Raw genomic sequence first — 25,047 nt, forward strand, 5'->3', positions numbered from 1 at the left:
CCGATCCTGGGACCAGAACCCAGTGCCTTACCACTTGGCCAATCCCCAATGATTGGCGTTCACTATTATAACGTACGAGGGGGTTTGAATCGAGTCACCTTCGGCGACCCCGTCGCCACATCTTTGCAAACCAGTTTGCAAGAGTGGACTCCCTTGCAACCCGCCACAGGCGGCTTTCACCCCGATCCTGGGACCAGAACCCAGTGCCTTACCACTTGGCCAATCCCCATTACATTATTGGCTATACGTGAGTGCAGAATTTCCGGTCTTATACATGCACTGGAGCAGTGCCTTGTCACGATAATCCGTCGGCTGAGGGATTATCGTGACCACATATTCTGCGGTCCCGTCGTCGACATGCTACAACTGAGTTGTAACCTGTCGAGCGACCTTGCAATGAGCCACAGGCTCATCTCACCCGCCTCAGCTCGGCTTACTTTCGTTCGTCCGGGCTTCCGGCCTTGCGATTCGCCACAGGCGACTCTCACACTTGGCCAATTCCTAACGAACAGGGGAAAGTATAGCAAATCTTTAGGTTTGGCTCAAGGTTGGAGTGTAATTGAGCATGAGCAATTTTCTTAGAACCTACGATGTGATACCATCAAACGCTATGAGGTTTATTCTAACGGCTGTTATTGTCGGTGTATTTGCGTATCTGCCCGTCTGGGCGTTTGATAGTCTTGTTTTGCCACAGCTCAATAGTCTCAGCCATTTGTACCAATCGGCCGGAGACACAGCTGACCGAATCGCACCTGATAAAGAGTAGGAAAGCCCAAATAACGATTCATTACGACGAAGAAGGCAAACCGGTCGCTATGGATCCCCACGGCTTTCGCCGTGGGGATCCATAGCACCACAAGCGCTTACGGGCATTTTGGCAAAGCAGATTTGCCATGGGAACAAATCACAATGTGGCGTAAGTAGACTATTGTTTGCGACAGGTAGATTCCTCTACAAGCAGTATACGATAGGCACACCTTCAACTATGATTTTGAGTCGACTATTATTTTGAGTTTTGGTTCAATTAGTTTTCGTGTGAGGTCAAGTAAGGCGAGTGAAATAAACGGAGTTAAGATTGCAAAGACGTACAGTATGGGAGCTGGTCGCGAACCGGCTGCAATAACAAGAAAGATATTTATCATATTGCAGACACTATGTGCGAGAACAGGGACATAGAACGAGCCAGTTTTAAAATACAGTAGGCTTGCAATTATGCCAAAGATGGTTAAGAAAACCACTTGTTTGTTCTGGCCTTCGCCACCATGAGACATGGCAAATACTACCGCGGAGATGGCAATTGGCATGACTATCATCAAGACGCGGCCGGCTAGACTACGAAATCGTGAAAATTTGTCGTAGAGCCCTCGCATAATAATACCTCTGTACACAATATCTTCGCCAAGTGGTGCACCGACTGCCATTGCAAACATGAGCATAAAATCACGCAAGAAGTTATCGCCCATAACAAGTTGGTCTGCAACCTTTTGACTGGCTGCTTTTACCTCGGGGAAAAGGGGCGCGATGAGTTGGGCTATCAATACAAACAATATACCGCCGCCAATCGCCCATAAATAATCTGTACGATGTTTTGGTCGCACCAGCCCAAGCTCGGTTTGCTGATATTTTTTGCCACTCCAAAGCCGCATAGCAGTAATACCGAGTACAAATAGAAATAGATATTGCATGGGTAAGGCAATATAAGCGTTGTCGTTTACGAATTTTGTGAGACTCTCGGCACTTTGCATATTATTGCCAGCAAATGCTTGCAGTATAAATCCAGGCACAACTGCACCAACTATAGCGATAATGAAGCCGACGAAGGCGCGACCCAGACCCCATGTACCTGGCTGCAGATTAACCCAAGAAAAAGGCGCTTTTTTATTTTTTGATGACTCTGTAAGTATTGAATCTGATTTTCCCATACACTTCATTATATCCTTAGGACGTTCTATGCTTCAACCTTTTTATTCAATATCGCGGTAGCGGAAACCAAGCATAGCTACAATAGTGCCCAGCATAAAAACCAATAATAAATACATTACTAAGCCTCGTGGTGTTTTGCCGTGTAATATATCGAGCGGTGTAAAGTAGTGATACGGCAAGAATTTAACGGGCCATTTAAGCCAGTCGGTTAAGCTGCTGAGACTGGCAAGAATGTAGCCGCCAAACCCAAGCGTGACGGCAATGGTCGTGGCTGCACGCTTTGTGAGTTTGCTTGCGGCTTGCAAGGCAAACGCTATAAAACCGTAGCTTAGCGAAAATACTCCATTGTAGAACGTGGCGAGCGTAAGCGCCCAAATGCCGATGTGCAGCTCAAAAACTGGTGCAAATAGAATAAGTACCAACCAGGTGACTGAGGTGACAATGGCGAGTTCGGTACATAGTGCAAGTGCCTTACCAAGTAGTAACTTGCCGCGGGCAATTGGCCGCGCCAGCAAAAGCTCTAGGGTGTGTTCTTGTTCTTCGCGCCCCAGAATACCCGCGCCTCGAGTAATGGCAAGAATAATCCATATCATAGGGAGTGTTATGTAAAATAGTTGGGAATTGAGAAACTGGGCTGGGTTGCCCACGTCTATCTGGGCAGCTCCGCCGGTTTTCAGGCCACGCAGCTCCTTTGGCATTTGGTTTATCACGGCATTCATATCCGCAGCCTTATCACGGATAGACGGAAACAGCGCCAAAATGACAAAAGTCATTACTACGCTGCCAATAGTCCACCAGAGTATAGCTTTTCGACGCCTGCGTAGCTCCCAAACAATGACATCTTTCATACGGTAATCGCTCCCGTCATCCCGAACTCGTTTCGGGATCCATGCCATGCAGAAAGTAGCAGCTTTACTCGACGCATTGTTGCAGAAACAAGTTCAGCATGACGCATTCTTAACTCATAACTCTTATATCTTAACTCTCGTTTTTTCATGCGCCGTCTCCGTAGTATTCCAAAAATTCGTCTTCTAGGTTCAGCTGCTCGGTCGTCAGCGCTGTGATGCTGCAGGTGCTGAGCACTGCGAGTGCCTCGGCAATGGTTTTCTTTGGCTGCACTACCACCGTGTGACCCTCGTGCGAAATAAATTTGAGCGCCCGGTTGGCGCGGAGTTTATCGGCATCTTTGGGGTGCGCCAGAACAACCCGAAACGTTGTAGTTGCCAGGTTTTCATCGTTTTTCACTGATTGCTCATGTATGAGCCGACCATGTTTGATTATGCCGACGCGGTCGCACATCCGCTGGGCTTCAGCTAGGTTGTGGCTGCTGACAAATACGGCCGCTCCGCGTGCGCTGGCTTCGCGAATGGTCGCGTAAAACACCTCTTGCATAAGTGGGTCGAGACCGCTTGTCGGTTCGTCGAGTATGAGGACGTCGGGCTGGTGCATAAGCGCTTGAATGATGCCTATTTTTTGGCGGTTGCCTTTGCTGAGTTCGCCAATTGGCTTTTCTGGCTCGGCTTCAAACCGCTGAATAAGCTCGGCCAGATACTCCGTTTTTAACCGGAGCCTGTCCCCGGCTTGATCGGGGAATTGCAGTTTTCCCAGATACGAAAACATCTCATTGCCGGTTACTCGCGGCCATAGCGCAATTTCACCCGACAGGTACCCAACGTGTTTTTTAACCGCCACAGTGTCTTTCACTATATCCAAGCCCATTATGCTCGCCGTGCCACTGGTGGGTTGGATAAAATTCAGCAGCAGCCGAATGGTTGTGGATTTGCCCGCGCCATTTGCCCCGAGAAACCCGTACACTTCACCTGGACTAACCCGTAAGGTTAGGTTATCGAGCGCTGGGGATGTTGTGCCTTGATATAGCTTGGTCAACTCCTGAATGTCAATACTATCGCTCATTATGTTTAGTATACTACGTTCTATGCGACAGATTATTTTGGCAAGTACCTCGCCACGAAGGAAGGAATTGCTTAACGCAATGGGCTGGGATTTTACGGTAGTGTCGAGTGAGTTTCAGGAATACCTTGATGAAACACGGCTAGTTGAAGAAATTGCTATGGAACTTGGCCGGGGAAAAGCGCTCTCCGTTGCAGAACGCTTCCCAGACGCAATCGTCATTGGCAGCGATACCATTGTCACCGTGGGCGAAACGCAACTTGGCAAGGCTGCAGACATCAACGACGCACGTCGAATGTGGCGGCTCATCACAAGCGCGCCAAACAAGGTTACTTCGTCACTGGCGGTTATTTGTAAGAGCGAAAACGTTGAGCATGTCACCTACGACAACGCATGGGTGTATTTAAAACCCTTTAATGAAGCGGCCGTGGAGGCGTATCTTGCCACCGGTGACTACACCGACAAAGCTGGCGCCTACGCCATTCAGCACATTGGTGACCTGCTCGACCATATCGAAGGTTCCGAAGACACCATTCTTGGCCTTCCGACAGCACTACTAAAAGACATCTTTAACAAGAACTTTTTATAATTTTTCAAAAAGTAATAAAAGGCATATCCTTTTTCATTTGGGAAAATGTGCTATTTGAAAAAGTCGGTGCTGGCGAGCTCCGGTGGGAGGAAGCCGTCGGGGTGCTGGTAGCCAGCTTCCCATTTGGCGCTACGGCCATAACCGAGGTCTTTCATGAGGCTGGTTGGGGCGTTACGGAGGCCGAGCGGGACGGGCAGGTCGGGGTACTGTGTGGCGGCGGCTTTTGCTTTGCCCCACGCGTCGTAGCTTTCACGGCTTTTTGGTGACTTAGCCAGTACCACGGCGCAGTGGCTGAGGTTAATTTCGGCTTCGGGTAGGCCGATTCGTTCAACTGCTAGGAATGTTGAGACGGCTAAATTGAGCGCGGCAGGTGCGGCTAAGCCAATATCTTCGCTGGCAAAGACCACCATCCGGCGGGCAATAAACTTTGGGTCTTCGCCTGCCTGAAGCATCCGCGCCATGTAGTAGAGCGCCGCTGTTGGGTCGCTGCCGCGCATACTCTTTATGAACGCACTAATGATGTTGTAGTGCTGTTCGCCCTTTTTGTCGTAGCCAGGTAATTTTGTCTGGGCGGCCGTTTCGACCAGTTCTGGCGTAATGGTTTTGCCGAGCGCAAGCCGCTGAGCAAGCTCTAGGTTGCCGAGCGCCACACGGGCATCACCGCCGCTCAAGTCGGCTAGTAACTCCAGCGATTTCTTGGGCAAAACTTTCGCGCTTAACTTCATTTGTTTCGCGCTTCTCTGTAAAATGGCCATAATTTCACTTCGTTTCAGTGGCTCTAGTACAAGTACGCGGGCACGGGAAAGCAGGGGGTTTATAACTTCAAAGCTCGGGTTTTCGGTGGTTGCGCCTATGAGCGTAATAGTTCCGGCCTCTACGTGCGGCAAAAAAGCGTCTTGTTGCGCTTTGTTAAACCGGTGTATTTCGTCCACAAACAAGATTGTTTGCATGCCAAGCCGCTGGTTTTGCTCCGCGCGGTCGATAACTTTCACCACATCTGCCTTGCCACTCGTCACCGCGCTAATTTCTACAAACTCGGCACCCGTTTCGGTCGCAATAATCCGCGCGAGTGTGGTTTTACCCGTGCCGGGCGGTCCCCACAGGATGAGGCTGGTCGGTTCTTTGTTCTGTACAATCTGCCGGATGATTTTTTGTGCGCCCACTAAGTGAGTTTGCCCCACGACATCGTCGAGCTTACTCGGTCTCATCCTCTCCGCCAACGGCCTCGCATCCATATATATAAGTATACTTCTTTTCTGTGGCCATAGCGCTTAGTTCACAGTGTTAAGCCAATCTCTCCATCATTCCCCCTGCTCCTGTCATTCCCGCGCAGGCGGTAATCCATGTTTTTTGGTATTTTGTCATGCTGAATTCATTTCAGCATCCATACGTCTCCCTGACGTCCGTGGGTCTATCTTGCTCTACAGTCTCACTAAATCTTAACTCACGCAAGGCGGCTCTTGGACTGCCATACCGACCAACTTTGCTCAGTCAAAATAACACACAGGTTTCGCCCTACAGGGCGACCTACTTTTTCTGCCGAAGAAAAAGTAAGCAAAAAGTCTCGGCCACAGGCTTCACCTCTCGGTCAGCAGCTGTCAGTTCTACAACCGACATGAGAACTCGTCAGACATGTATTGCCACCGGCAATACATGTCTTCCGAACGCGATGTGTTTGAATAACACATCGCTACTTGGTCAAGCCGTAAGGGCTTGACTGGCATCAAACAACTCGTGCCGCCTGTCGGAAGTTGTAGAACCTGACAACAGCTGAGCCAGGAGGCTACGCATGGCCATTTCTAGTTGTATCGCTTCCGCGACGATTGCTTCGGCCGTTCCGGCCGCATGCCGATATATCAAAAATATTCCCGGATTTATTCCGGGAATATTTTTACAATAGTGTTGAAAAGAGCAGTGAGCGGAAGCTAACGAGCCGGTAGGCGAGCTTTAGGGGGTGGAGCGAATATTCGAATTTATTTCGGATATGAAGCGGAGGGGCGAGCCCCTCCTTTGTCATTTACCACCAGTGGTTTGCTTGCCAGAATGCGTAGGCGGCTTCCCAGCTGCCGTAGCGGCGTGTCGCGTAGCCGTCGAAGTATGCATCTTGACAGGCATAGTCGGCACCGCAGGAAGTTCTAAGCACACCGTTGCAGTCCTGACCAAGGCCGTAGCAGCCTGTAGGGTTGGTAGCATTTGGGTTGTTGCCGCTTTCACGTGAGTATATGTAAGCTTTTGCAGCGTTGGCGCTAATGGGGTAGCTCGTAGCTGGTGCTGCCGACCGGGGGGCTGCTGCGCGGTAGCTTGTTGTTACGGGCGTGGCAACCACAACGGGTTGAGGCAATGGCCGCTCGGCTAGGACTTCATCTGCCCTAGGCACGCGAACTTGGTCGCCGGGATTAATGACGTTTGGATTTGCAATGGCCGTGTTGGCGAAAAACAGGCGCGTCCAGGTGGTGCCATGAGCTTCGGCAATCTTGCTGAGGCTATCACCCGGCTGTACCGTTACCATGACTGGCGCTGGAGCTGATGGTTCGGCGGAGGGAGCAGGCTTCACTTCATTTGCCTTTTTCTCCTCTGTTTGCTTCACTTCGTTTGCGTCGTCAGTCCTGGCCAGCATGACTGTGCTGACAAAATCTTTATCTTGTTGAAAGCCCAGCGTTTGAGCTGATGCATGTGGCATGGTGATACCACAGAGTACGGTCGCCAGTGCGACCGCTGTTCGTACGGTGTTACGCATAAATACCCTCCTTAAGCGCAGTCCAAGTACAATCCCGGCGAATAGTATTGAGAGCCAGGGAGGACCGCTCGCGTCAAAAACTCCACCAAAAAGTTTTGGGCACGTGGCAGTAAGGCTAGTTCATAAGCATTTTGGAGTCAAGCAAAACGAGTGTTATTATGCAATATTTCCAGAGGCCAAAAACATGTTACTTTATTTACAACACAGTGTGATATTTATCACAACAAATTACCATGAATAAACACAAATAGCTAATATATTTTTAAATATTTTGAAGGTTTCTAAGAAACATGAAAACAAAGAGTAAACAGCAAAAGCGGTTTGTGGTATACTGTGGCTACACAAGAGATGATAGAATTTGTTTTGCTTTTTACCTCTCTGCTGCTAATACTCGCGTGCGGTGTCTTTGTCGCAGCGGAGTTTTCACTTATAGCGGTGAACCGCACAACGGTAGAAAGGTTGGCCGCTAGAAGCGACGGAAGGGCTAAGGGAGTGCTTCGGGCACTAACCACGCTTTCGACACAGCTTTCGAGCGCGCAGGTGGGTATAACTATTACAAACCTCCTGATAGGGTTTTTGGCAGAGCCTGCCATATCGGAGCTGATTCGTCCATGGCTAGAAGCTCTGGGTATTTCAGGAAAGCTGGTCACAACACTTGCGGTGCTACTTGGTTTACTGCTTGCCACTGCACTCACCATGATATTTGGTGAGCTGGTACCCAAAAATCTCGCTATCGCAAAGCCTGTCGCAACTGCTAAGCGAGTGCAGGGGCCACTGCTGTTTTTTACCTCTGTTATGCAGTGGCCAATTCGTGTGCTGAATGGTAGTGCTAACGCGTTTTTGCGTAAAATCGGGATAGAGCCGCAGGAGGAACTGGCGTCTGCTCGCTCGGCCGACGAACTAATATCCCTTGTACGCCGTTCGGCCGAAAAAGGAACCATTCCCCGCGAAACGGCCATTATGCTCGAGCGCTCGCTTAACTTTGGTGACCTCACGGCGCTTGATGTGATGACCCCACGAGTTCGTGTAAAGGCTCTGCCAAAAGACGCATATGTCAGTGATGTGTTTGAGCTTGCCAAGCACACAGGGCTATCCCGATTTCCGGTATACGGGCAGAGCCTCGATGATGTGGTTGGTTTTGTACACATAAAGCACGCGTTGGCGGTGGCGAGAGCAGAGCGCCGTAAGACCGCGCTCAGTACTATTATGCGGCCGCCCATTTTGGTGCCATCCACTATAGAGCTTGAGCCGTTACTCGAGAATCTGCGAGCAGGGGGATTCCAGATGGCGATTGTTATAGATGAGTTTGGTGGTATGGACGGCCTTGTGACCATAGAAGATTTGCTCGAAGAAATTGTGGGAGAGGTGCACGATGAACATGACCGCATACGCTCCGATATCCGGCTTATGAGCGATGGAACATGGTTGCTTTCGGGGCTGCTGCGTCCTGACGAAGTCGGAGAAGAGCTGGGGATTTTTCTGCCCGAGGAAGAAGAAGTTGAGACCATTGGTGGGCTGATGCTGCATCATCTAGAGAAAATCCCCGCGGTTGGCGAGTGGGCGGAACTGCGCTGTGTCGACCGAGAAGGCAACGAAATGATTGCGCTGCTCACAGTTGAACGTATGGACGGGCGACGGATAGACCGTATACGGTTACTGCTCAGTACCCCTGGTGAAACAAGTGAGGGGGCGGTATGAGCGTAGAAATGGGGCTTTTTATTACCATCATGATGTTACTGGGCAATGCTTTTTTTGTGGGAGCAGAGTTTGCACTTGTTTCTGCCCGTCGGAGCAATATTGAGCTTGCAGCGTTGGCCGGTTCGCGTACCGCAAAAGTTACGCTGCACGCCATGGAGCGTGTGTCGCTTATGCTTGCAGGTGCTCAGTTAGGCGTAACTGTTTGTAGCCTGGTGCTCGGTGCTGCCGGCGAACCGCTTATTGCGCATCTGCTAGATGAGCCTCTCCATGCTTTGGGAGTGTCGGCGGCATGGAATCACCCTATAGCATTTGCGGTTGCGCTATCGCTAATGGTGTATTTACACGTTGTTATTGGCGAGATGATACCGAAAAATATATCGCTTGCTACATCCACGAAAGCAGCACTCATTTTGGTTCCGCCCCTACACTTATTTGTGAAGATGACTCGTCCGGTGGTGGTGACACTAAACGCCTTGGCAAATGCTATCGTGCGCGCAATGGGCATCCACCCAAGTGATGAAATCCGGAGCAGCTTTAGTCGTGACGAAGTGGCTGGGTTTGTCAAAGAATCTCACCGCGAAGGGCTGCTTAGCCGTGAGGAAGAGTCCCTGCTATCGAACACCCTTGATCTTGAAGACCATAGCGTGAAGCGGGTTATCATACCACTCAACCAGCTCATTGTTACTTCTGCGCATCCGACTCCAGCAGAAATAGAAAATCTCTGCGCTAGTACCGGTTTTTCACGATTTCTGGTTCCGGGCAAAAAGGGCTCACTGCGCGGGTATTTGCACATAAAAGATGTGCTGCAGTTTGCAGACGAAAAAGCCCATGAACCGCTGGCTCCGAACCACATACGGCCACTCGGCATGATTCGCCCCGGCACAAGCTTGCGCAGCGCGCTGCTTAGTATGCAGCAGTCTGGGTCACACGTAGCACAGGTGGTCAACGGCCACGGGGTTGTAACGGGAGCGGCCATGCTCGAAGACGTGCTAGAGGAGCTCATCGGCACCATTCGCGACGAAACTAGGAAATAAGCAGCATACATTTTAGCTTGGGTCATTAGGGAGAATTGGATCTCGTGGAAGCAGACATGGTCTGATGCAGCAAAGGCAGGAGTTGACGTATACGCGGACCACCATCTTCTACTATACTTGTTTTTAGTAGAGTACCTCGATAGTCTCTATGTATACCTATTGAATATTGAAGATAGCTGACCTACCCTTCATGCAGTAGTATAGTACCGACAATACTATTGGATTATTAATAACATAGTCGTACAATCAAACGAAGAATGAGCAATAGCAAAGAAATACAACCAGCGCAACAGGCACCGGTTAATCTGACTATCAGTTGTGCGGATTGTCCGTTATCTCCCTGCCCGAAGCAATGGTACGCGGACGCAGTCAGGAATGGTATGGAGACTTTAGAGGAAGATACATTCACATATGTATTAAACAATACTGATGCCACCGATCCATTAGATGCAGGTGCTAATCATCTCCTCGCAGCCGAATCTGCCGCAATAGAATTACTGAACGGCAACATTGGAACATCCAATCAACAAATCACTATGGCAGGTGTACGTTATAGAGCTTTGAAGGCATTGGGCGAGCTGGGAAAGCTTGGGTGTCAAGGGCCAACCTACAAGAGGCGCCCCAGATTCTTAGAGTGGTTGGGTATCACCCAGCCAAAGCTTGTCTGCGGAATGAAAATGACGCCTCGACAATTCGGAAAACGTATGAACAAAATATGGGAACTCAGTGAAGTCGAGACCCCGAGACTATAGCTTCATAAACGACACTATGGTATGATAGTGGACAACAAGGAGGCGTCCTCAGGGGCGCTTTATTTTATGAAACAAGACCCGAGTAAAATCCGAAATATTGCTATCATTGCGCACGTTGAGTGTATGAGACACCTGCAGGCAGGTTTCTCATCGCGCCGTCAAAAAGACGTAACTTTTTGTCGGGCTGCTCTTCCCGTTCGGAGCACAACATGAGCACTCAGGACCCATCAAAAATTAGGAATATCGCGATTATTGCGCACGTTGACCATGGGAAAACGACGTTAGTTGATGGGCTGCTGAAACAGAGCCATACCTTTCGTGAAAACCAAGCCGAAATGAGCCAAGAGCTCATCATGGACAGCGGGGATCAAGAGCGCGAGCGGGGCATTACCATTACGGCAAAAGTGACGGCGGTGCAGCACGGTGACTACCGTATAAACATTGTCGATACGCCTGGTCACGCCGACTTTTCGGGCGAGGTGGAGCGCACGCTGAACATGGCCGATGGCTGCCTGCTGATTGTCGATGCACAGGAAGGTCCTATGCCGCAGACCAAATTTGTTCTGGAACGGGCACTTGAGGCGGAACTTAAGCCTATTGTGGTGATTAACAAAATTGATAAACCCGGTTCGCGCATTGCTGAGGTAGAGGATGAGCTAGCTGATTTGTTTTTAGAGCTCGCCGTTCATGAAGACCAGCTTCACTACCCGGTGTACTACGCCATTGGCCGAGAGGGCAAAGCTTGGGTTTCCGTCCCGGATGACGCGACGACAGAGGCCGATTTAACCCCATTGTTCGACGCGGTTATTGAGAAAATCCCGGCACCAACAGTTGAAGTCGACAAGCCGTTCCAAATGCTGGTGACGGCACTGGCGTGGGACAACTTTAAGGGAAAGTACGCCATAGGCCGGATTACGCGCGGCAGAGTGAAGGCTGGTGACCAAGTGGCGCTCTGCAAAAAAGATGGCACGACTACGAAAGCTAAAGTTGAGCTGGTTTTTATGAGCCAGGGTATCAGCAAATACGAAGTGCCCGAGGGTGTGGCCGGAGACATTGTGCAGCTTACCGGCATTGCCGGTGCGCAAATAGGCGAGACCATTGCCGACGCACTGCAGCCCGAAGCGCTGCCAACCATAGAAGTTGAGGCGCCGACACTCCGTATATACCTTGGTCCGAACACCAGTCCGTTTAAGGGCAAAGAAGGCGAGTTCAACACATCGCGCCAAATTAGCGAACGCTTGCAAAAAGAACTAGAAACAAACGTTGGTTTGCAGGTGAGCGATGATGGAATTGGCTTTACGGTGGCTGGGCGCGGCGAACTGCACCTGGGTGTGCTTATAGAAACCATGCGCCGTGAAGGGTACGAGTTTGAGGTTGGACGTCCACAGGTTGTAACGCACGTCGAAAACGGCGTAGAAGTTGAACCGGTGGAGGAAGTTATCATCGAAGTGCCAGCTGAGCATGTCGGCACTGTGCAAATGGAGCTTGGCCAGCGCCGCGCGACGCTAAAAGAACAATTTGCGAGCCCCAAGGGCGTTACTAAGCTTATATACGAAATGCCGACTCGCGCGCTGCTCGGTATGCGCAACATTCTGCTCACAAATACCAAGGGCACTATAGTTATGAACACGCTAGTCACCGGCTATGCGCCGGTTGGTCAGGCACTCGAACAGCTGCGAAATGGCGTGCTCATTGCCTTCGAAACGGGTACGACTATGCCGTATAGCCTCGAGACGGCCGAAGCGCGCGGCGCGTTATTCGTTGGTCCGGCTGCTCAGGTGTACGCCGGGCAAATCATCGGCCTTGCTAACAAACGCGAAGATATGGAAATAAACATCTGCAAAGCCAAACACCTTACCAACATGCGCAGTAAAAGCAGTGACGGCGTAGTACAGCTAACGCCACCAACTATCTATAGCCTAGAGCAGTGCCTTGACTTCATCGAAAATGACGAGCTGCTGGAAGTGACCCCTGAGAACTTGCGTCTCCGCAAACGCGAACTCGACCCCAACAAACGCAAACGAAATAATAAATATTGATTATCTATCAAAATTTAGTGGTCCCATCGCAATCGGGTCTATGGGAACCAAGGCTATCGAAGACGAATCTTCTTCGCTGACTAGGAGATTGCCTGGACGTAATCTCACTTTGCCCGAAAACTTATCAACGTAGAAGATGTCCGGTTCGATTTCACTTGTATCGATAAGCCCACTTGCACGCAACGCACGAACCATCAATGCTTCTGTTTCATTAGGGGGTGGCATCTGGTCATCCTTAAGACTTGGTTTATCAATGTAGGCACTCAGCATAGTGGTTCTTATGTATATCTCATATTCGGGGCGGCTAGGCTTGAATACTAATAGGGGTTTTGGGGGTAGAAAAATGTATTTTTTCTCTCTTGGAACATCTGTTGTAAATGCATTCGTACCCTGCCTGCACAATTCATTTAGTCCGTGTGAAAGTGAGACCAGTGCTCTCGTCGCAGAAATTCCTACGAGCCCATCCATGTCGGTAGCGCGAATAGCCCTTTTTTGCGCAATCTCAAAGCCATCTAGGTTAATTCGGCTGACCACCCCGGCATAACCGCTTCCGACCCGACAAGATGAATCCGCTGTCTCCTTTGGGTCTGCCAGCAATATATCAATACTGCCTAACAACTGTTCTTCGTAAACTGGGTTTATGGCTAACAGCCCGCCATTATCTCCAAAGTCGCTTACACCGTATTGATTCCATGGATTTTCTCCATCGGCTGACATGTGTAAAGACTCACGTATTGATGTTAATCGCATTTACAATACCGCGCCCTGGGTGGCGCCGTGGTTAGTTTGTGAGTCGTAGAGTTCATTTGCCGTGTTGAGCATGGTAACGTGGCTGTCTATAATGCTTTGAGTTTGGCGTGTTAGTGTGGCGCAGTCCATGTTGCCTGTGTTTTGGAGCGCTGTAGCGAGCCTGGTGGCGTACTCTATATCCAGAGCGGTGTGACCGTCTTCGTGGGTTTTGAGTGCATGGCTATACGCATCCCAAGTGGAAGTCACCGATGGTGGCGTAGTGCTCCCGGGTGAAAACATTGGCATAAACTGATTAACATGTAGGCCGACCCGGACATTTTCTAGACGGCAAACGCCATTTGTAGCCACAGGCGTGTATGCCCAATTAAGCTGGTAAGCGGTGAGGGCGTGATACGACCCGGCGGCACGCCGCGCAGGGCAGTTCAGCACAGCGGTGCGGAGTGCGGAAAGGCTACTACCATATACTTCATAGTGCGTGGGCGGGTCAATGACATTGGTTAGGCCTGTGGCGGTCGACGTGAGGCTGAGTGCATTCGGCAGGGTGTAGCCAGCACTCGTGCAGCTTTTTGGCTTTTCCATGGTCGCAACCACCGTTGGCTGGTTGGGTGCGCCAGCGGCCACTTGGGTGCTAAGGGTTTGAGGGGATGTAGGGGGCTGGGGTGTCGAGGGCGCGGATTCGTTTGTAGCGTAGGCTATTGGCGTTACGCTAGCGTTCGGAAAAAGCTGCCCGGTCACTCGGAAGAGGTTGCCGTATACGAGCATAAAGAGGCAGAATAAGTAGGCGACACCGGAGTAGCGTTTCTGGAACGCTGGCTTCGTACCTATATAGGACGCGTCTGAAACGCGTTTTTTACCTCTCAAAATCACTCCCAAAAACTCCTTTACCCGTGGTCAATCCGCGAGTAAAGTATATTATAGCAAAAAAACACAAAAAAAGCAATATTATGGTTTCATTTATGAAACCAGTGTGTTACACTTACGGTAATAGACGCTAAACGAGCGAAAAAGCTCAGGGAATGTTCTGCATGGTACAGATTTACTACAGCCGCGCACGCGAAAGAGCACTGCAAAAACTCGACACGCCTCGTGCTGGGTCTTGGATTGCTGTGACGAGTCCGTCAGAAAAAGACCTCGACATGCTGAGTGAAACGTACGGATTGGATCGGGACACGCTTGAGGACGCCATAGATATATATGAAGCGCCGCGTATTGAGACATACCAAGGGGCTGTCTACCTCTTTACGCGCTATTGCCACCCCGAGGGAGCAGAAATTGCAACTGAGCCACTGCTGATTGTTTATACCAATGACTATATTTTCACCGTTTCACGTATAGAAACGACACTGCTCGACCGGTTGGTGCATGACCAACTAGAGTTTGTGACGACACAAAAGACAAAAACCGTGCTTTGGATGCTCGACGAAATAAACAAATCGTATGAAAAGCACCTTACGAAAGTGGCGCGTCGGGTGTTGCAACTACGGGCCGAACTTCGACAGTCGCGTTTGAGCGCAAAGGAATTCGTGCGTATTATTGAGCTTGAAGAAGACCTCAACGAGTTTCTTTCGGCCCTACAGCCCCAGTCGCTTCTATTCAATTCGCTGCTGGGGGGCAAGTATCTGCGGCTGTACGAAGATGACCGCGATATGATAGAAGACATAGAACGCAGCACTGGCGAGCTGATTGGTCAGGTACAGGGGAGACTGCGCACGCTCGTGAACATGCGCCAGGCCTACGATGCGATTGCTACGACAAACCTGAACGCGACGTTTAAGCGACTTACCTCTATTGCCATATTTCTAACCATTCCGACTATAGTAGGTGGACTGTGGGGGATGAATGTGGCAGTGCCGTTTGCCGACAACCAGTATGCGTTTGCGTTTGTGCTTGCGATAGTGCTCGGCCTGTCGGCACTGGCCGTGCTGCTATTTCGCAAAAACAAATGGCTGTAGTTCTCGGCTAGTGCACGCGGAAGTCGTTTGCTATACTAGACCGAGCATGAAACATCTTTTTCACCCGCAGTCTGTTTTTCGTATATTTGGATTTTCTATATTTGCTACGCTGGCAACACTCATTGGCGTAACCATCGGCCTTGGCTGGAGTGCGTTGTTTGTCACCATCATCCTTATGATAGTTGAGCTTACCTTCAGCTTCGACAACGCTATCATCAATGCCAAGGTACTTGAGCGTATGAGTAATTTCTGGCAGCTCATCTTCCTAACCGTCGGTATATTTATTGCCATATTTGGTATGCGCGTAGTGTTCCCTATACTCATTGTGTCCATTACCGCAGACCTTGGCTGGAAGACAGTGCTTGACCTAGCCCTCAATAACCCCAAAGAGTATGCACATCATCTTGAAGAGGCGCACCCAACTATATCGGCCTTTGGTGGAGCGTTCCTGCTTATGCTTGCGTTTCATTTCTTCTTTAGTGATGAGCGGCACACCATGTGGATTAAGCATATCGAAAAGCACCTTAAAAAACTGTCTCACTGGGCGTGGCCGTCTGTAGTTACAACCATAATGCTATTTTCAGTTGCCTCGCTACCCATTAACTCTCATGCCAAGACGACATTTATGGCTGGTGGGTTCGGTACGCTCACATACCTGCTTATACATGGTGCTATTCGCTGGATAGAAAAATATCAGGGCGTTGATGCCAAAAAATCGGCCACAAAACAGGTTGGTCTTGCAGCGTTTATGAGCTTTATATATCTTGAGATTCTCGACGCGAGCTTTAGCTTTGATGGCGTTATTGGAGCATTTGCCATTACAAGCAATGTGGTGCTTATTGCGGCCGGACTTGGCATAGGCGCTATATGGGTACGTTCTATGACGGTGTTTATGGTACGACGCGGCACGCTTAAGAACTTTATTTATCTTGAGCACGGCGCACACTATACGGTGTTTGTACTGGCGCTTATTATGCTTTTTAGCGCGCTGTTTCATATACCGGAACTCATACCGGGGCTGGCCGGCATAGGCATTATAGGTGCTTCCATAGCTGCTTCTATACGGGTACGCAAAAAACTAGAAACGGGTGAGGCGGTCAACAAACCGGCACGAGTTCGCGGATAGCTCCCATGAGTGTGAAGCGTCCATTCTACTTCGAAGTTAGGCAGCGTCTTCATGGCACTTTGGCTCGGAGCGGCATTATCCATACGCCGCATGGAGACATAAAGACCCCAGCGTTTGTAGTTGTTGGTACCAAGGCCAGTGTAAAGTCCATGACGCCAGAACAGGTGCGCGGTACTGGCGCCCAAGCAATGCTAGCAAACGCCTATCATTTGTACCTACAACCCGGCCCGGAGCTGATTGAGCAAGCCGGCGGGCTGGCAAAGTTTACGCACTGGGACGGTCCCACATTCACCGATAGCGGCGGGTTTCAAGTACTATCACTTGGTAGTGGTTTCAAAAAAACCCTTAGCATGGAAGTTGAGGGTGTTTCGGCCGATGACGTAATTGCGCCGCGTAAAGAACGACAGGCGTGGGTAGATGATGACGGCGTGAACTTTAAGTCATACCTCGACGGTTCTATGCACCGTTTTACACCCGAACATTCTATGCAAATACAGCACGGCATAGGGGCGGATATGTGCTTTGCGTTTGACGAACTAACGTCACTAATGGACACGCGTGAGTATCAGGAAGAATCTATGCGCACACGTACCCAACCATGGGCAGCACGGAGCTTGAAAGAAATGCAGCGCCTTCGAAAGTTACACCCAGACCGTCCATATCAGGCAGTATTTGGTGTGTTGCAGGGGGCAAACTACGAAGATTTACGGCGTGAAACGGCGCAGTGGATGGCCGAGCGCGAGTTTGACGGCTATGGCATAGGTGGCGCAATTGAAAAACAGCGTCTGGGTGATATTGTGCAGTGGTGCAACGAAATTTTGCCCGAAGACCGGCCAAAACACATGCTCGGCATAAGCGAACCAGACGATATGTTTGCGGCGGTGGAGCACGGCATAGACACGTTTGACTGCGTGTCGCCCACGCGCGTTGGACGTAACGGCGCGTTTTATACCCAAGAGGGTCGCAAGAACATTCGCGGCGCCAAATATCAGCGCGATTTCACCCCGTTGCTAGAGGGCTGCCTCTGTTACCCCTGCCAGAATTTCACCCGGGCGTATGTGCAGCATCTGTTTCGAGCCAAAGAACTACTGGCAAATACACTCATGTCTATACACAACGAATATTTTATTGTTGGGTTAGTCGACCAGATGCGTGCCAGCATAGAGGGCGGCACGTTTTACGAGTTTCGTGACGCTTGGCTCGCCCGGTACTACCACCCACACCCTCCGTCATCCTGAACTCGTTTCAGGATCCATGCACTTTCAATACCCTCTGTGTCCACTATGTCTTATACTTATAGCCTCGCTAAACCTTAACTCATGCATGGCAGTTCTCGGCCTGCCAGCCGACTTCCTCTTTTGCCGTAAAAGAGGAAGCGAGAAACCTCGGCCAAAGCTCCCGTTCTTGGTCAGCTGTTGCTCGTTTTGACAACTGACGCAACAACTCGTCAGTGTACTATTGCCACCGGCAATAGTACACTTCCTCAAACAAGTCGCGCCACCTGTCGGAAGTTGTCAAACACGACAACACCTGAGCCAGGACCTTCCGCATGGCCAGTACAATTTATGTCGCTCACGCGACGACTTTATAGAGGCCTGCGGCCGCTTTTGTTGGGTGTTGATTATTGATAGTTTGTTGATAACTCGGTTGTTGAACGTTGGTTGTTGCGAACGCTAATCGTCGAGGCTAACGCTGAGGGGGGTGAAGTTAGTCTTTTTGTCGTAGTGGTCTTCGTGTTCACGGCTTTTTAGCCAGGCTATTACACGGTAGGTTACGGGGAGCATTAGCGTTTCTACGGTTACCTTGAACACAATTCCCACCAGAATGTAGTTGACCATCTGGCTGCTGGTAATAAGTCCGTAAAATGCCACCATACAGAAAATGGTTGTGTCTATAGCTTCACCCAGTAGCGTCGATGCCACAAGGCGTTGCCAGAGTTTTTTGCCACCACTACGAACTTTCATTTTTGCTAAAACGAATGAATTTACAAATTCGCCCACCAGGTACGCGACCAGACTGGCGGCCACTATACGGGGCACAAACCCAAAGACCGTGTTGAACTCGGCTACATTTGGCGCGCCTGCAACGGAGGGTAGGGCTTGTACGGCCGTTAAGACGGCTATCATAAGGACTAGCCAGAAAAAACTAACCCATATTGCGCGGCGGGTGTGTTTGTAGCCGTACACTTCGGTCATAACATCACCCAATATGTAGGCGAGTGGGAATAGTAGTGCGCCACCGTCGGCAATAATTGGTCCTACGGCAATCAGCTTCATAGCGCCGAGGTTGGAAATAATGAGTGTTGCCACGCTCGCGGCGACTGCGAGGTCGTAGTACCGGTAATTTTTCGTTTTGGGCATGCAGCAAAAACTCCTTCTAGTGGATTATTGTTCTATACTGAGTGCCACATCCCCGCTCGGCCGGTTAATTAGCCCCACGAGCTTTCGTATTTAGGGGAAGTATAGTTGTAAATAACCCATAAATAAAGTCTTCACAAATATATTAAACATTGTATAATAATCTAGAATAATCACAAGGAGATAATATGCCTTATTCTGTAGAAGCACATCTTAGCCAACTTGAGGAGTTTACTGCTCGGACACTCTCCAGCAGGGGCGGAATGGATTTGGGGGATTGGAACTTGGCTTGGGATGATTATAACGCTCTTGATTTAGAAGCGACAGTACCAGCAGACGATGATGGCCAAGCTCAGTCAATTCATAATTTGGCGGAAAGTGTTATAGCAAGCTTGAATCCCGTAGATGCAGATGCGCCCGGTGATGATATCGGGGTAAGATTTGATAGGGCAACGGGTGGCTTTATGCGTGCCTATGCATTATCAAAAGGCGTGCGTCTGACAGACGGTACGCTCGCACTTGCAAATGGATTTATCGACGTCGTGGTACCTAAGGCAGTCGCTGAAATAAAAGGAGGCGATGCGCGGCATTTTGTTGTTGAAAGATGGGCTGGTAGACTTGCCGTTGTACGCAACGCAATTATCATGACAGACGCTGTGGACTATTGGGAGTAATTCCTAGGTAATTGCGGCTTTGCCGAGGGTGATGATGTGTTTTTTACGGTAGGTGTCGAAGGCAGTTTTGTCGTTGCCGTGCTGGCGGATGAAGGCACTCATTTTCTCGCTACCTATGTAGTGAGGTAGCATGACGTACGAAGCGCCATGTTCGTATAACTCTGCCGCCCGGTCATAGCTGGTGGCATGGCAAATGAATATGCCGTTTTCGTTTTTGCTGAGGTAGTATTTTAGGAGCTCGCGGTTGGTAGTGTGTCCTGGTAGTATGCTCACTACCATCTCTGCTTTGGCAAGACCAATTTCTTCTAGTAGTTCGTAATCGGTTGCGTCGCCGTACACATGGTGAATGTGCTGCCGTTCGAGTGTTTCTATAACATCGGGGTTGTAGTCCACCACAATGTACTTTTTCTTCATATCACGAAAGGTGTTCACGAACTCGTGCCCGCCTTTGCGGTAGCCGAAAAGGAATAGCTTATAGTCGGGTGCTTTGCCGTGGTCGGCGTAGGCGTTTGGCCGTTCAAATGGCGTGAGCCATTTTGCAAAAATGCGGTAAAGTTGGTCGTTATACTTCATAAGATAGCTCGAGGCGGCAATGGTTATAAGCGCCGTAAGAGTGAGGGCATTGAGCATGCGAGCGCTTGCCATTTGTTCGCTCACAGCCAGCGTAAGGACAATGATGGAAAATTCGCTCACTTGCGAAAGGTGCGCCGCAGTCTTAAACCCGGTTTGTTTGGTGAACCCAAGCAGCCCCATACCGGTAGACACGCTAAAGGGCTTTACAAACAGTGCTATGGCCGAAAGCAGCAGCGCGGGCACAAACGCATCAGACATACCGCCGGGCGTCATGGTGCTGCCCAGGCTTATGAAAAAGAGCACCAAAAAGAAGTCTCGTAGCGGCTTTAGCCGGGTACTAATCTCTTGTGCATACGGCAGTGAAGCCAGAGACACGCCCGCAAACAAAGCACCGACTTCCAGTGAGAAACCACTTACATCAAACACCGCGGCAACACTAAATGCCCAGGCCAACGCAAAGGTAAAAAGGAACTCTTGGTTTGCTGCAAAAAACTTTGCCAGTTTATCCATGACAAACCAGCCTATGAATGTGAGTGTGCCACCGAGGAGCAAGCCTTTGCCCACGAGCCCGTAGAGCTGGTCGGTGCCACCGCCGTCTTTTGCGGTTGCCAGAAACACGAGTGCAATGGTGGCGGCTAAGTCTTCGACGAGCAGTATACCTATGGCAACTTGTCCATACAAACGGTGCTGTTCCCGTTTGTCTACCAGATTTTTTACGACCACAATGGTGCTACTAAACAGCATGGCAACGGCCAACACCACCGACTCAGACCGTGGCAAATCGAGCAGATTACCGACGCCGTAAGTGAGGCCGCCAACCAGCAGTGTGTTTAGTAGAAAAACCAAAAACACAGGCTTGCCGGTATTTTTTATGACCCCAACGTTCAGGCCCAGACCGACAATGAAAAGCAGCAGGGCAATACCAATTTGACTAAACGAATCAAATGCCTCGCGGTTTTGAATGAGGTCGAGTGCGGCTGGCCCGCAAACAATGCCCGAGAGTATGTAGCCAATAATAAGGGGCTGCCGTAGCAAGCGCATCACAATCGAAACGCCAGCTGCCACGGCGAGCACGGCTGCAAGTTGCAAAAATATCGATGATTCCATTATGTATATTGTGTCATGACGCTGATGCATCGCGCAACTGAGATTGTTCGGTATACTACGTGTATGACGCAGGCAAGAATTTTTATACGGAACAGCGATTCCCGCGGCCTCTTTGAATTGTTTCTGGTTTCGGCTGTCAGCAGTATACTCCTGCTCCGATTTTATTTGCACGTCATGGGATATCCTTCCGTTGGGGGCACAAAGTATCATGTGGCGCATATGTTGTGGGGTGGCGTACTTATGCTAATTGCTTTTGTACTCAACTTTGCGTTTCTAGGTAAGGCGGTCCAGCGTGTTGTAGCGGTTGTGGGCGGTGTTGGGTTTGGTGTATTCATAGATGAAATAGGCAAACTCATTACGCGCGACAACAACTACTTTTTCCGCCCTGCTGTCGGCATAATATACGCAATTTTTGTTGCGCTTTACCTTGCTATCTCCTTCTTAACACGTGAGCAAAAACTAACCAGTGAAGAATACCAGCTAAATGCCCTGCGGCAGCTCGAAGAAGCGGTGCATCAGGATATGGATATTCACGAGCGAGCTAACACGAGGCAGTTGCTCCTGCGCGCAAACCAACAGTCGGTGCTGACGAAAAAACTATTACAGCTTTTGAAAAGCCTGCCTGTTACGGACCGCCGAAAACGGGGATTATACCAGCGAATGCGCCGTCGTTTTGCGTTCGGTTACACAAAACTTTGGCAGCAGCGCACTTCTTCTGGACTAATTCGATGGTTTTTTGTGCTAGAGACCCTTGTGTTTGTGGCTGCCGTGGTCGGTGCGATTTATGCAAATGTCAGCGATGTTCAGGAATTTTTTGCAGGGAAGGCAAGTTACGGGCACAGCCTTGTAGTTGGCCAAGCTGCCACAACGGCAGTCTCCGCTGTATGTGTGGTTTTTGGGCTGGCTTGGCTGAATGGCTCAAGGCTTCACGCCTTTGAGTGGTTTCGTCGTGCTACGCTCATAAACCTTTTGCTTACGCAGTTTTTTGAATTTAGCAGGGTTGAGTTCGCCGCTTTACCTGGTTTTTTGTTTAGTCTTGCGCTTCTTGGGGTCATAAACGCCGTTATTGCCGAAGAAATTCGCCGCCAAGATTGATATTAGATGGGTCTATTTCTTTAGGATTTTTGCGACGAGCTTGCCGTAGCGGGTGGTGAGGTCATGGGTGTTCAGGAAGGTGTGGAGACGGACGTTTTTGTTGCGAGCTAGTAGCTCTACATTGCTGCTTACTACCACTTGGTCTAGGCTGCCATAACAGACATCTATGGGTAAGCTGAGCCGTCTGACGTCATTTATGATGGTTTGTTTTTCGACACATTCCTTCAGAGTGCGCATAAACGGTACCCATGTTTCTGGTTGTTTTATAACACCGCGCGGCAATGGCGCGAGGTACATGAGCTTACGAAACGATTCGGGGTTTATGCGCGGGTCGTCGCGCAGGAATTTGTATATATTGAGAAGCAAGCCAGTTAGTTTTCGAGCAGCTTTGCTTTTTATGTGTGATAAGGGTGGGTACACAGGTGGGCTTAGTAGGATTAGCCGGCTAATATTCGCTTCGTGTTCGGTGGCGTAGCGAGCGGCCAGTAGCGAACCAAGTGAATGGCCGATTAGTAGAAATGAGCTTCCCAGGTGAAGTTTGTTCATGGTACGGTAGAGGGCGCGCATGTGGTCGTCCATGGTGTAGCCCAGCCATTGTGGCTTGGGAGATTCTCCAAAACCGAGTAAGTCTATGGTAATACAGTGGTAGTGTGGCTCGAGGTAAGGCAGGACTTTGCGCCAATCGTCGCCACTGGCAGCGATGCCGTGTAACAACACAATAACCGGCTTGGATGCATCGCCGCTGCGAGCAACATGCAGGCGGTAGGGGCGGCCAAAAATGCCATGCCAGAGGTAATCAAACATCACTCAAGCATATCGTGGAATACAAACGATGTAAAATCTGCTTTTCTATGCTGTCAGTAACTTTCATCACATACTTTTGCGTTCCGCTAGGTTACAGTTATGCATGGAAATTGATTTTCCGCGAAAAAGGCCGAAAGTACCGGCCTTTTTAAATACGAAACAGACGGAATCTGATTACGCTTGGCAGCTCTCGCAGGTGCCGGTGAGTTCTATTTGGTGGGTGGTAAGGGTGAAATTGCGGCGTTTCGCCAGTGCTTGCAGGCGCTTCTCGAGTGCGGGGTCTTCGGGGAGTGCAATGCTGGCACCGCATGAGCTGCAGGTGGCGTGGTGGTGGTGTTCGTGAAAGGCTTCGCCGAGTTCCAGACGGTATTTCCACCCATTTGGTATACGTATGATGATGCCTAGCCTTTCAAACAACTCAGTCGTGCGGTATACGCTAGCGCGGTCAACGCCCGTGCAGGCTGCTACTAGCTCGGCCATGGTCAGACTTTTGTGGTGCTGCAACCCCTTGAACACCGCCTGACGTGGCTTCGTCAGACTGACACCGGCCTGCTTTAGCGATTTTTCAAATATTGCCTGACTACTCATGTTGCAATGGTATCATAAATTGCGACATTTTTGCAAAAAATTATGTGTTTATGATGTACTAATTTGTATGAAGCAGGTATCACCAAACCAACTCACTGATGCATTTAGCGCCTTTAGCGATGCGGCATCGCCGTACGGTGGCCTCGTGCAAGCAGAGGTACCTCGTCCGTCATTTCAGGAGTTAGTGCTATGGGCGATTCGTGAAAGGGTGGCAATAGAGCCTGATGGCTATATAAAAATAAGACCCCGCGCCAAATTGCCAGGATTTGCCGGCCTAAGGGCGATAGTACTTATCCCCAGGCGTAATCAACAGCCTAATAGAGTAGCGGGCATAGTTCTCGAGGATGAAGAAAGAATAGGCGTCCTTGGGGGCCATGAGGTGTTCTCGCCGTTAGTGCAATCGCAACTCGATACCCTCTACCTAAACAATCGGCGCTCTGTGCTTGAACACCCAGGCGGTCAGCCGCGAGCAGGCTATGGGGGCCATGCTGTAGTGGGGGCATCTGCCCTGGCATTGCGCGGGAACCCACATCAGGCACTACATGACTTCACACCCAAAACATTTGGAGCCGAGCTTACCCGGCAGGGGTTGCAGGATATTCATGTAGGTCGCAACCAAGTCATCCCGCTAAGACAAGGAGCATTTACTCTCAGTCAGGTAGGGCTAGAAGTAGCTGGCCATTACCAGCCTCACACCTCCGACATGCTTGGCAGTGGTCTAACCGGTGAGGCTGCCAATGTCGCCTGGACGGCCGCCGCTGCCATATCAAACCCTGAGACCCATGGCAGACTGAACTTTGCACGTAATTTAGCAGCAATGACGATGTAAGCTATGCAAACTGAGCTGTATCAACCAGACACTTTTTCTGACACGTTGCCGGACGCACCGATTGCAGAGCAGGTCAATGATTGGGACGCATTCTTTGCGGGTGCAGTTGCATTGTCGGAAGGAGAGGTCGTGGCACAACTGGGTGCAACGTTTGACGACTTGGCCGCGCGTGTTGCAGAAGGACCTTCCGATGAAGAAGCAGTTGCCGCCGTACGCTCATTGCTGGTAGAGGTTAAAGCCCGTGGCTACGTTGAGCAGGCGATGCAGATGGCGATGACGCTCGGGGCTATGGCCTGTACTCACAACCACATGCAGGGGCTGGCGAACGAAGTTGGCAGTATGTTTGACGACGCATTTTCATCGCATGGGAAAGATGATGGGCACAATCACGACCGCGAAAATGATTCACATGACGCAAAAACCTGCGCCGACTGCAAAGCGGGCCGGGCGTGTCGCAAGAAGTAGCTGTTTTGCGACAGATTTGCAGAGAGCGGACGGAAACGATTAAA

The 25,047-nt window shown here is 50.2% G+C and carries 25 protein-coding genes; 13 read left to right on the plus strand and 12 right to left on the minus strand.

All coding sequences use genetic code 11. The features are described 5' to 3' along the window. Positions 1–610: 610 nt before the first annotated feature. Positions 611–766, plus strand: a complete 156-nt coding sequence (locus tag IPP75_00005; GenBank protein ID QQS69524.1) for a hypothetical protein — start codon at positions 611–613, stop codon at positions 764–766. Positions 767–983: 217 nt separating this feature from the next. On the opposite strand, the gene IPP75_00010 is transcribed toward IPP75_00005, so the two are convergent. The 3 genes from IPP75_00010 to IPP75_00020 all read right to left on the minus strand — a co-directional run bounded on the left by IPP75_00010 (position 984) and on the right by IPP75_00020 (position 3,837). Beyond that, positions 984–1,922, minus strand: coding sequence for a CPBP family intramembrane metalloprotease (locus tag IPP75_00010; GenBank protein ID QQS69525.1), 939 nt, complete (start codon positions 1,920–1,922; stop codon positions 984–986). Between the two features lie 42 nt (positions 1,923–1,964). Beyond that, on the minus strand, positions 1,965–2,771 hold the full coding sequence (locus IPP75_00015; GenBank protein QQS69526.1) for an ABC transporter permease subunit: 807 nt from the start codon (positions 2,769–2,771) through the stop codon (positions 1,965–1,967). 145 nt (positions 2,772–2,916) lie between these two features. Beyond that, positions 2,917–3,837 (minus strand): ABC transporter ATP-binding protein, encoded by a 921-nt coding sequence (locus IPP75_00020; GenBank protein ID QQS69527.1) that lies wholly within the window; start codon positions 3,835–3,837, stop codon positions 2,917–2,919. A 22-nt stretch (positions 3,838–3,859) separates the two neighbouring features. Between IPP75_00020 and maf the strand changes: the two genes are divergently transcribed. Then, positions 3,860–4,423 (plus strand): septum formation protein Maf, encoded by a 564-nt coding sequence (gene maf / locus IPP75_00025; GenBank protein QQS69528.1) that lies wholly within the window; start codon positions 3,860–3,862, stop codon positions 4,421–4,423. A gap of 50 nt (positions 4,424–4,473) precedes the next feature. On the opposite strand, the gene IPP75_00030 is transcribed toward maf, so the two are convergent. From IPP75_00030 to IPP75_00040, 3 genes are all read right to left on the minus strand, one after another. Beyond that, entirely contained in the window at positions 4,474–5,658 is a 1,185-nt protein-coding gene (locus IPP75_00030) for a replication-associated recombination protein A (GenBank protein QQS69529.1), read from the minus strand. Positions 5,659–6,121: 463 nt separating this feature from the next. Next, positions 6,122–6,283 (minus strand): hypothetical protein, encoded by a 162-nt coding sequence (locus IPP75_00035; protein ID QQS69530.1) that lies wholly within the window; start codon positions 6,281–6,283, stop codon positions 6,122–6,124. Positions 6,284–6,440: 157 nt separating this feature from the next. Further along, positions 6,441–7,160, minus strand: a complete 720-nt coding sequence (locus IPP75_00040; protein ID QQS69531.1) for a LysM peptidoglycan-binding domain-containing protein — start codon at positions 7,158–7,160, stop codon at positions 6,441–6,443. 348 nt (positions 7,161–7,508) lie between these two features. Between IPP75_00040 and IPP75_00045 the strand changes: the two genes are divergently transcribed. From IPP75_00045 to typA, 4 genes are all read left to right on the plus strand, one after another. Then, positions 7,509–8,858: an HlyC/CorC family transporter gene (locus IPP75_00045; GenBank protein QQS70126.1), complete on the plus strand. Its 1,350-nt coding sequence runs from the start codon at positions 7,509–7,511 to the stop codon at positions 8,856–8,858. Continuing rightward, complete coding sequence (locus tag IPP75_00050) at positions 8,855–9,892, plus strand: HlyC/CorC family transporter (GenBank protein QQS69532.1); 1,038 nt, start codon at positions 8,855–8,857, stop codon at positions 9,890–9,892. The genes IPP75_00045 and IPP75_00050 overlap by 4 nt, the downstream gene beginning before the upstream one ends. A 257-nt stretch (positions 9,893–10,149) precedes the next feature. Beyond that, positions 10,150–10,644 (plus strand): hypothetical protein, encoded by a 495-nt coding sequence (locus IPP75_00055; GenBank protein ID QQS69533.1) that lies wholly within the window; start codon positions 10,150–10,152, stop codon positions 10,642–10,644. Between the two features lie 209 nt (positions 10,645–10,853). Next, complete coding sequence (typA, locus tag IPP75_00060) at positions 10,854–12,683, plus strand: translational GTPase TypA (protein QQS69534.1); 1,830 nt, start codon at positions 10,854–10,856, stop codon at positions 12,681–12,683. On the opposite strand, the gene IPP75_00065 is transcribed toward typA, so the two are convergent. Further along, on the minus strand, positions 12,684–13,400 hold the full coding sequence (locus tag IPP75_00065) for a hypothetical protein (GenBank protein ID QQS69535.1): 717 nt from the start codon (positions 13,398–13,400) through the stop codon (positions 12,684–12,686). It lies immediately after the preceding gene. Positions 13,401–13,433: 33 nt separating this feature from the next. Beyond that, positions 13,434–14,300: a DUF922 domain-containing protein gene (locus IPP75_00070; GenBank protein QQS69536.1), complete on the minus strand. Its 867-nt coding sequence runs from the start codon at positions 14,298–14,300 to the stop codon at positions 13,434–13,436. A 158-nt stretch (positions 14,301–14,458) separates the two neighbouring features. Here IPP75_00070 and IPP75_00075 point away from each other — a divergent pair, with 158 nt between their 5' ends. Genes IPP75_00075 through tgt form a run of 3 tightly spaced genes read left to right on the plus strand, consistent with a single transcriptional unit; the run spans position 14,459 to position 17,749 of the window. Further along, positions 14,459–15,385, plus strand: coding sequence for a magnesium transporter CorA family protein (locus IPP75_00075; GenBank protein ID QQS69537.1), 927 nt, complete (start codon positions 14,459–14,461; stop codon positions 15,383–15,385). Positions 15,386–15,431: 46 nt separating this feature from the next. Beyond that, entirely contained in the window at positions 15,432–16,511 is a 1,080-nt protein-coding gene (locus tag IPP75_00080; GenBank protein QQS69538.1) for a DUF475 domain-containing protein, read from the plus strand. Between the two features lie 5 nt (positions 16,512–16,516). Further along, on the plus strand, positions 16,517–17,749 hold the full coding sequence (gene tgt / locus IPP75_00085) for a tRNA guanosine(34) transglycosylase Tgt (GenBank protein QQS69539.1): 1,233 nt from the start codon (positions 16,517–16,519) through the stop codon (positions 17,747–17,749). 435 nt (positions 17,750–18,184) lie between these two features. Here the strand turns inward: tgt and IPP75_00090 are convergent, their stop codons facing one another. Further along, the gene (locus tag IPP75_00090) at positions 18,185–18,871 is read right to left on the minus strand and encodes a queuosine precursor transporter (protein QQS69540.1); all 687 of its coding nucleotides are present in this window, start codon (positions 18,869–18,871) and stop codon (positions 18,185–18,187) included. Between the two features lie 185 nt (positions 18,872–19,056). On the opposite strand from IPP75_00090, the gene IPP75_00095 reads away from it, so the two are divergent. Beyond that, positions 19,057–19,542 carry a hypothetical protein gene (locus IPP75_00095; protein ID QQS69541.1) on the plus strand — a complete coding sequence of 162 codons (486 nt, stop codon included), beginning with the start codon at positions 19,057–19,059 and terminating at the stop codon, positions 19,540–19,542. 3 nt (positions 19,543–19,545) lie between these two features. On the opposite strand, the gene IPP75_00100 is transcribed toward IPP75_00095, so the two are convergent. Then, the gene (locus IPP75_00100; protein QQS69542.1) at positions 19,546–21,222 is read right to left on the minus strand and encodes a cation:proton antiporter; all 1,677 of its coding nucleotides are present in this window, start codon (positions 21,220–21,222) and stop codon (positions 19,546–19,548) included. 63 nt (positions 21,223–21,285) lie between these two features. Here IPP75_00100 and IPP75_00105 point away from each other — a divergent pair, with 63 nt between their 5' ends. Then, a complete protein-coding gene (locus tag IPP75_00105; protein QQS69543.1) occupies positions 21,286–22,317 on the plus strand; it encodes a hypothetical protein in 1,032 nt (343 codons plus the stop codon). A 12-nt stretch (positions 22,318–22,329) separates the two neighbouring features. On the opposite strand, the gene IPP75_00110 is transcribed toward IPP75_00105, so the two are convergent. Then, a complete protein-coding gene (locus tag IPP75_00110; protein QQS69544.1) occupies positions 22,330–23,121 on the minus strand; it encodes an alpha/beta fold hydrolase in 792 nt (263 codons plus the stop codon). Positions 23,122–23,295: 174 nt separating this feature from the next. Further along, positions 23,296–23,709 carry a transcriptional repressor gene (locus tag IPP75_00115; protein QQS69545.1) on the minus strand — a complete coding sequence of 138 codons (414 nt, stop codon included), beginning with the start codon at positions 23,707–23,709 and terminating at the stop codon, positions 23,296–23,298. Between the two features lie 67 nt (positions 23,710–23,776). On the opposite strand from IPP75_00115, the gene IPP75_00120 reads away from it, so the two are divergent. Continuing rightward, complete coding sequence (locus IPP75_00120) at positions 23,777–24,538, plus strand: hypothetical protein (GenBank protein ID QQS69546.1); 762 nt, start codon at positions 23,777–23,779, stop codon at positions 24,536–24,538. A gap of 3 nt (positions 24,539–24,541) precedes the next feature. Continuing rightward, positions 24,542–25,003, plus strand: a complete 462-nt coding sequence (locus IPP75_00125; protein ID QQS69547.1) for a hypothetical protein — start codon at positions 24,542–24,544, stop codon at positions 25,001–25,003. Positions 25,004–25,047: the final 44 nt, after the last annotated feature.

Source organism: Candidatus Saccharibacteria bacterium (genome assembly GCA_016700375.1).
Taxonomy (GTDB): domain Bacteria; phylum Patescibacteriota; class Saccharimonadia; order Saccharimonadales; family UBA4665; genus JAGXIT01.

Coding starts and splice junctions, on each gene's coding strand:
- IPP75_00005 (QQS69524.1), top strand. CDS start 611: ATGAGGTTTATTCTAACGGCTGTTATTGTCGGTGTATTTGCGTATCTG.
- IPP75_00010 (QQS69525.1), bottom strand. CDS start 1,922: ATGGGAAAATCAGATTCAATACTTACAGAGTCATCAAAAAATAAAAAA.
- IPP75_00015 (QQS69526.1), bottom strand. CDS start 2,771: ATGAAAGATGTCATTGTTTGGGAGCTACGCAGGCGTCGAAAAGCTATA.
- IPP75_00020 (QQS69527.1), bottom strand. CDS start 3,837: ATGAGCGATAGTATTGACATTCAGGAGTTGACCAAGCTATATCAAGGC.
- maf (QQS69528.1), top strand. CDS start 3,860: ATGCGACAGATTATTTTGGCAAGTACCTCGCCACGAAGGAAGGAATTG.
- IPP75_00030 (QQS69529.1), bottom strand. CDS start 5,658: ATGGATGCGAGGCCGTTGGCGGAGAGGATGAGACCGAGTAAGCTCGAC.
- IPP75_00040 (QQS69531.1), bottom strand. CDS start 7,160: ATGCGTAACACCGTACGAACAGCGGTCGCACTGGCGACCGTACTCTGT.
- IPP75_00045 (QQS70126.1), top strand. CDS start 7,509: ATGATAGAATTTGTTTTGCTTTTTACCTCTCTGCTGCTAATACTCGCG.
- IPP75_00050 (QQS69532.1), top strand. CDS start 8,855: ATGAGCGTAGAAATGGGGCTTTTTATTACCATCATGATGTTACTGGGC.
- IPP75_00055 (QQS69533.1), top strand. CDS start 10,150: ATGAGCAATAGCAAAGAAATACAACCAGCGCAACAGGCACCGGTTAAT.
- typA (QQS69534.1), top strand. CDS start 10,854: ATGAGCACTCAGGACCCATCAAAAATTAGGAATATCGCGATTATTGCG.
- IPP75_00065 (QQS69535.1), bottom strand. CDS start 13,400: ATGTCAGCCGATGGAGAAAATCCATGGAATCAATACGGTGTAAGCGAC.
- IPP75_00075 (QQS69537.1), top strand. CDS start 14,459: ATGGTACAGATTTACTACAGCCGCGCACGCGAAAGAGCACTGCAAAAA.
- IPP75_00080 (QQS69538.1), top strand. CDS start 15,432: ATGAAACATCTTTTTCACCCGCAGTCTGTTTTTCGTATATTTGGATTT.
- tgt (QQS69539.1), top strand. CDS start 16,517: ATGAGTGTGAAGCGTCCATTCTACTTCGAAGTTAGGCAGCGTCTTCAT.
- IPP75_00090 (QQS69540.1), bottom strand. CDS start 18,871: ATGCCCAAAACGAAAAATTACCGGTACTACGACCTCGCAGTCGCCGCG.
- IPP75_00095 (QQS69541.1), top strand. CDS start 19,057: ATGCCTTATTCTGTAGAAGCACATCTTAGCCAACTTGAGGAGTTTACT.
- IPP75_00100 (QQS69542.1), bottom strand. CDS start 21,222: ATGGAATCATCGATATTTTTGCAACTTGCAGCCGTGCTCGCCGTGGCA.
- IPP75_00105 (QQS69543.1), top strand. CDS start 21,286: ATGACGCAGGCAAGAATTTTTATACGGAACAGCGATTCCCGCGGCCTC.
- IPP75_00110 (QQS69544.1), bottom strand. CDS start 23,121: ATGTTTGATTACCTCTGGCATGGCATTTTTGGCCGCCCCTACCGCCTG.
- IPP75_00115 (QQS69545.1), bottom strand. CDS start 23,709: ATGAGTAGTCAGGCAATATTTGAAAAATCGCTAAAGCAGGCCGGTGTC.
- IPP75_00120 (QQS69546.1), top strand. CDS start 23,777: ATGAAGCAGGTATCACCAAACCAACTCACTGATGCATTTAGCGCCTTT.
- IPP75_00125 (QQS69547.1), top strand. CDS start 24,542: ATGCAAACTGAGCTGTATCAACCAGACACTTTTTCTGACACGTTGCCG.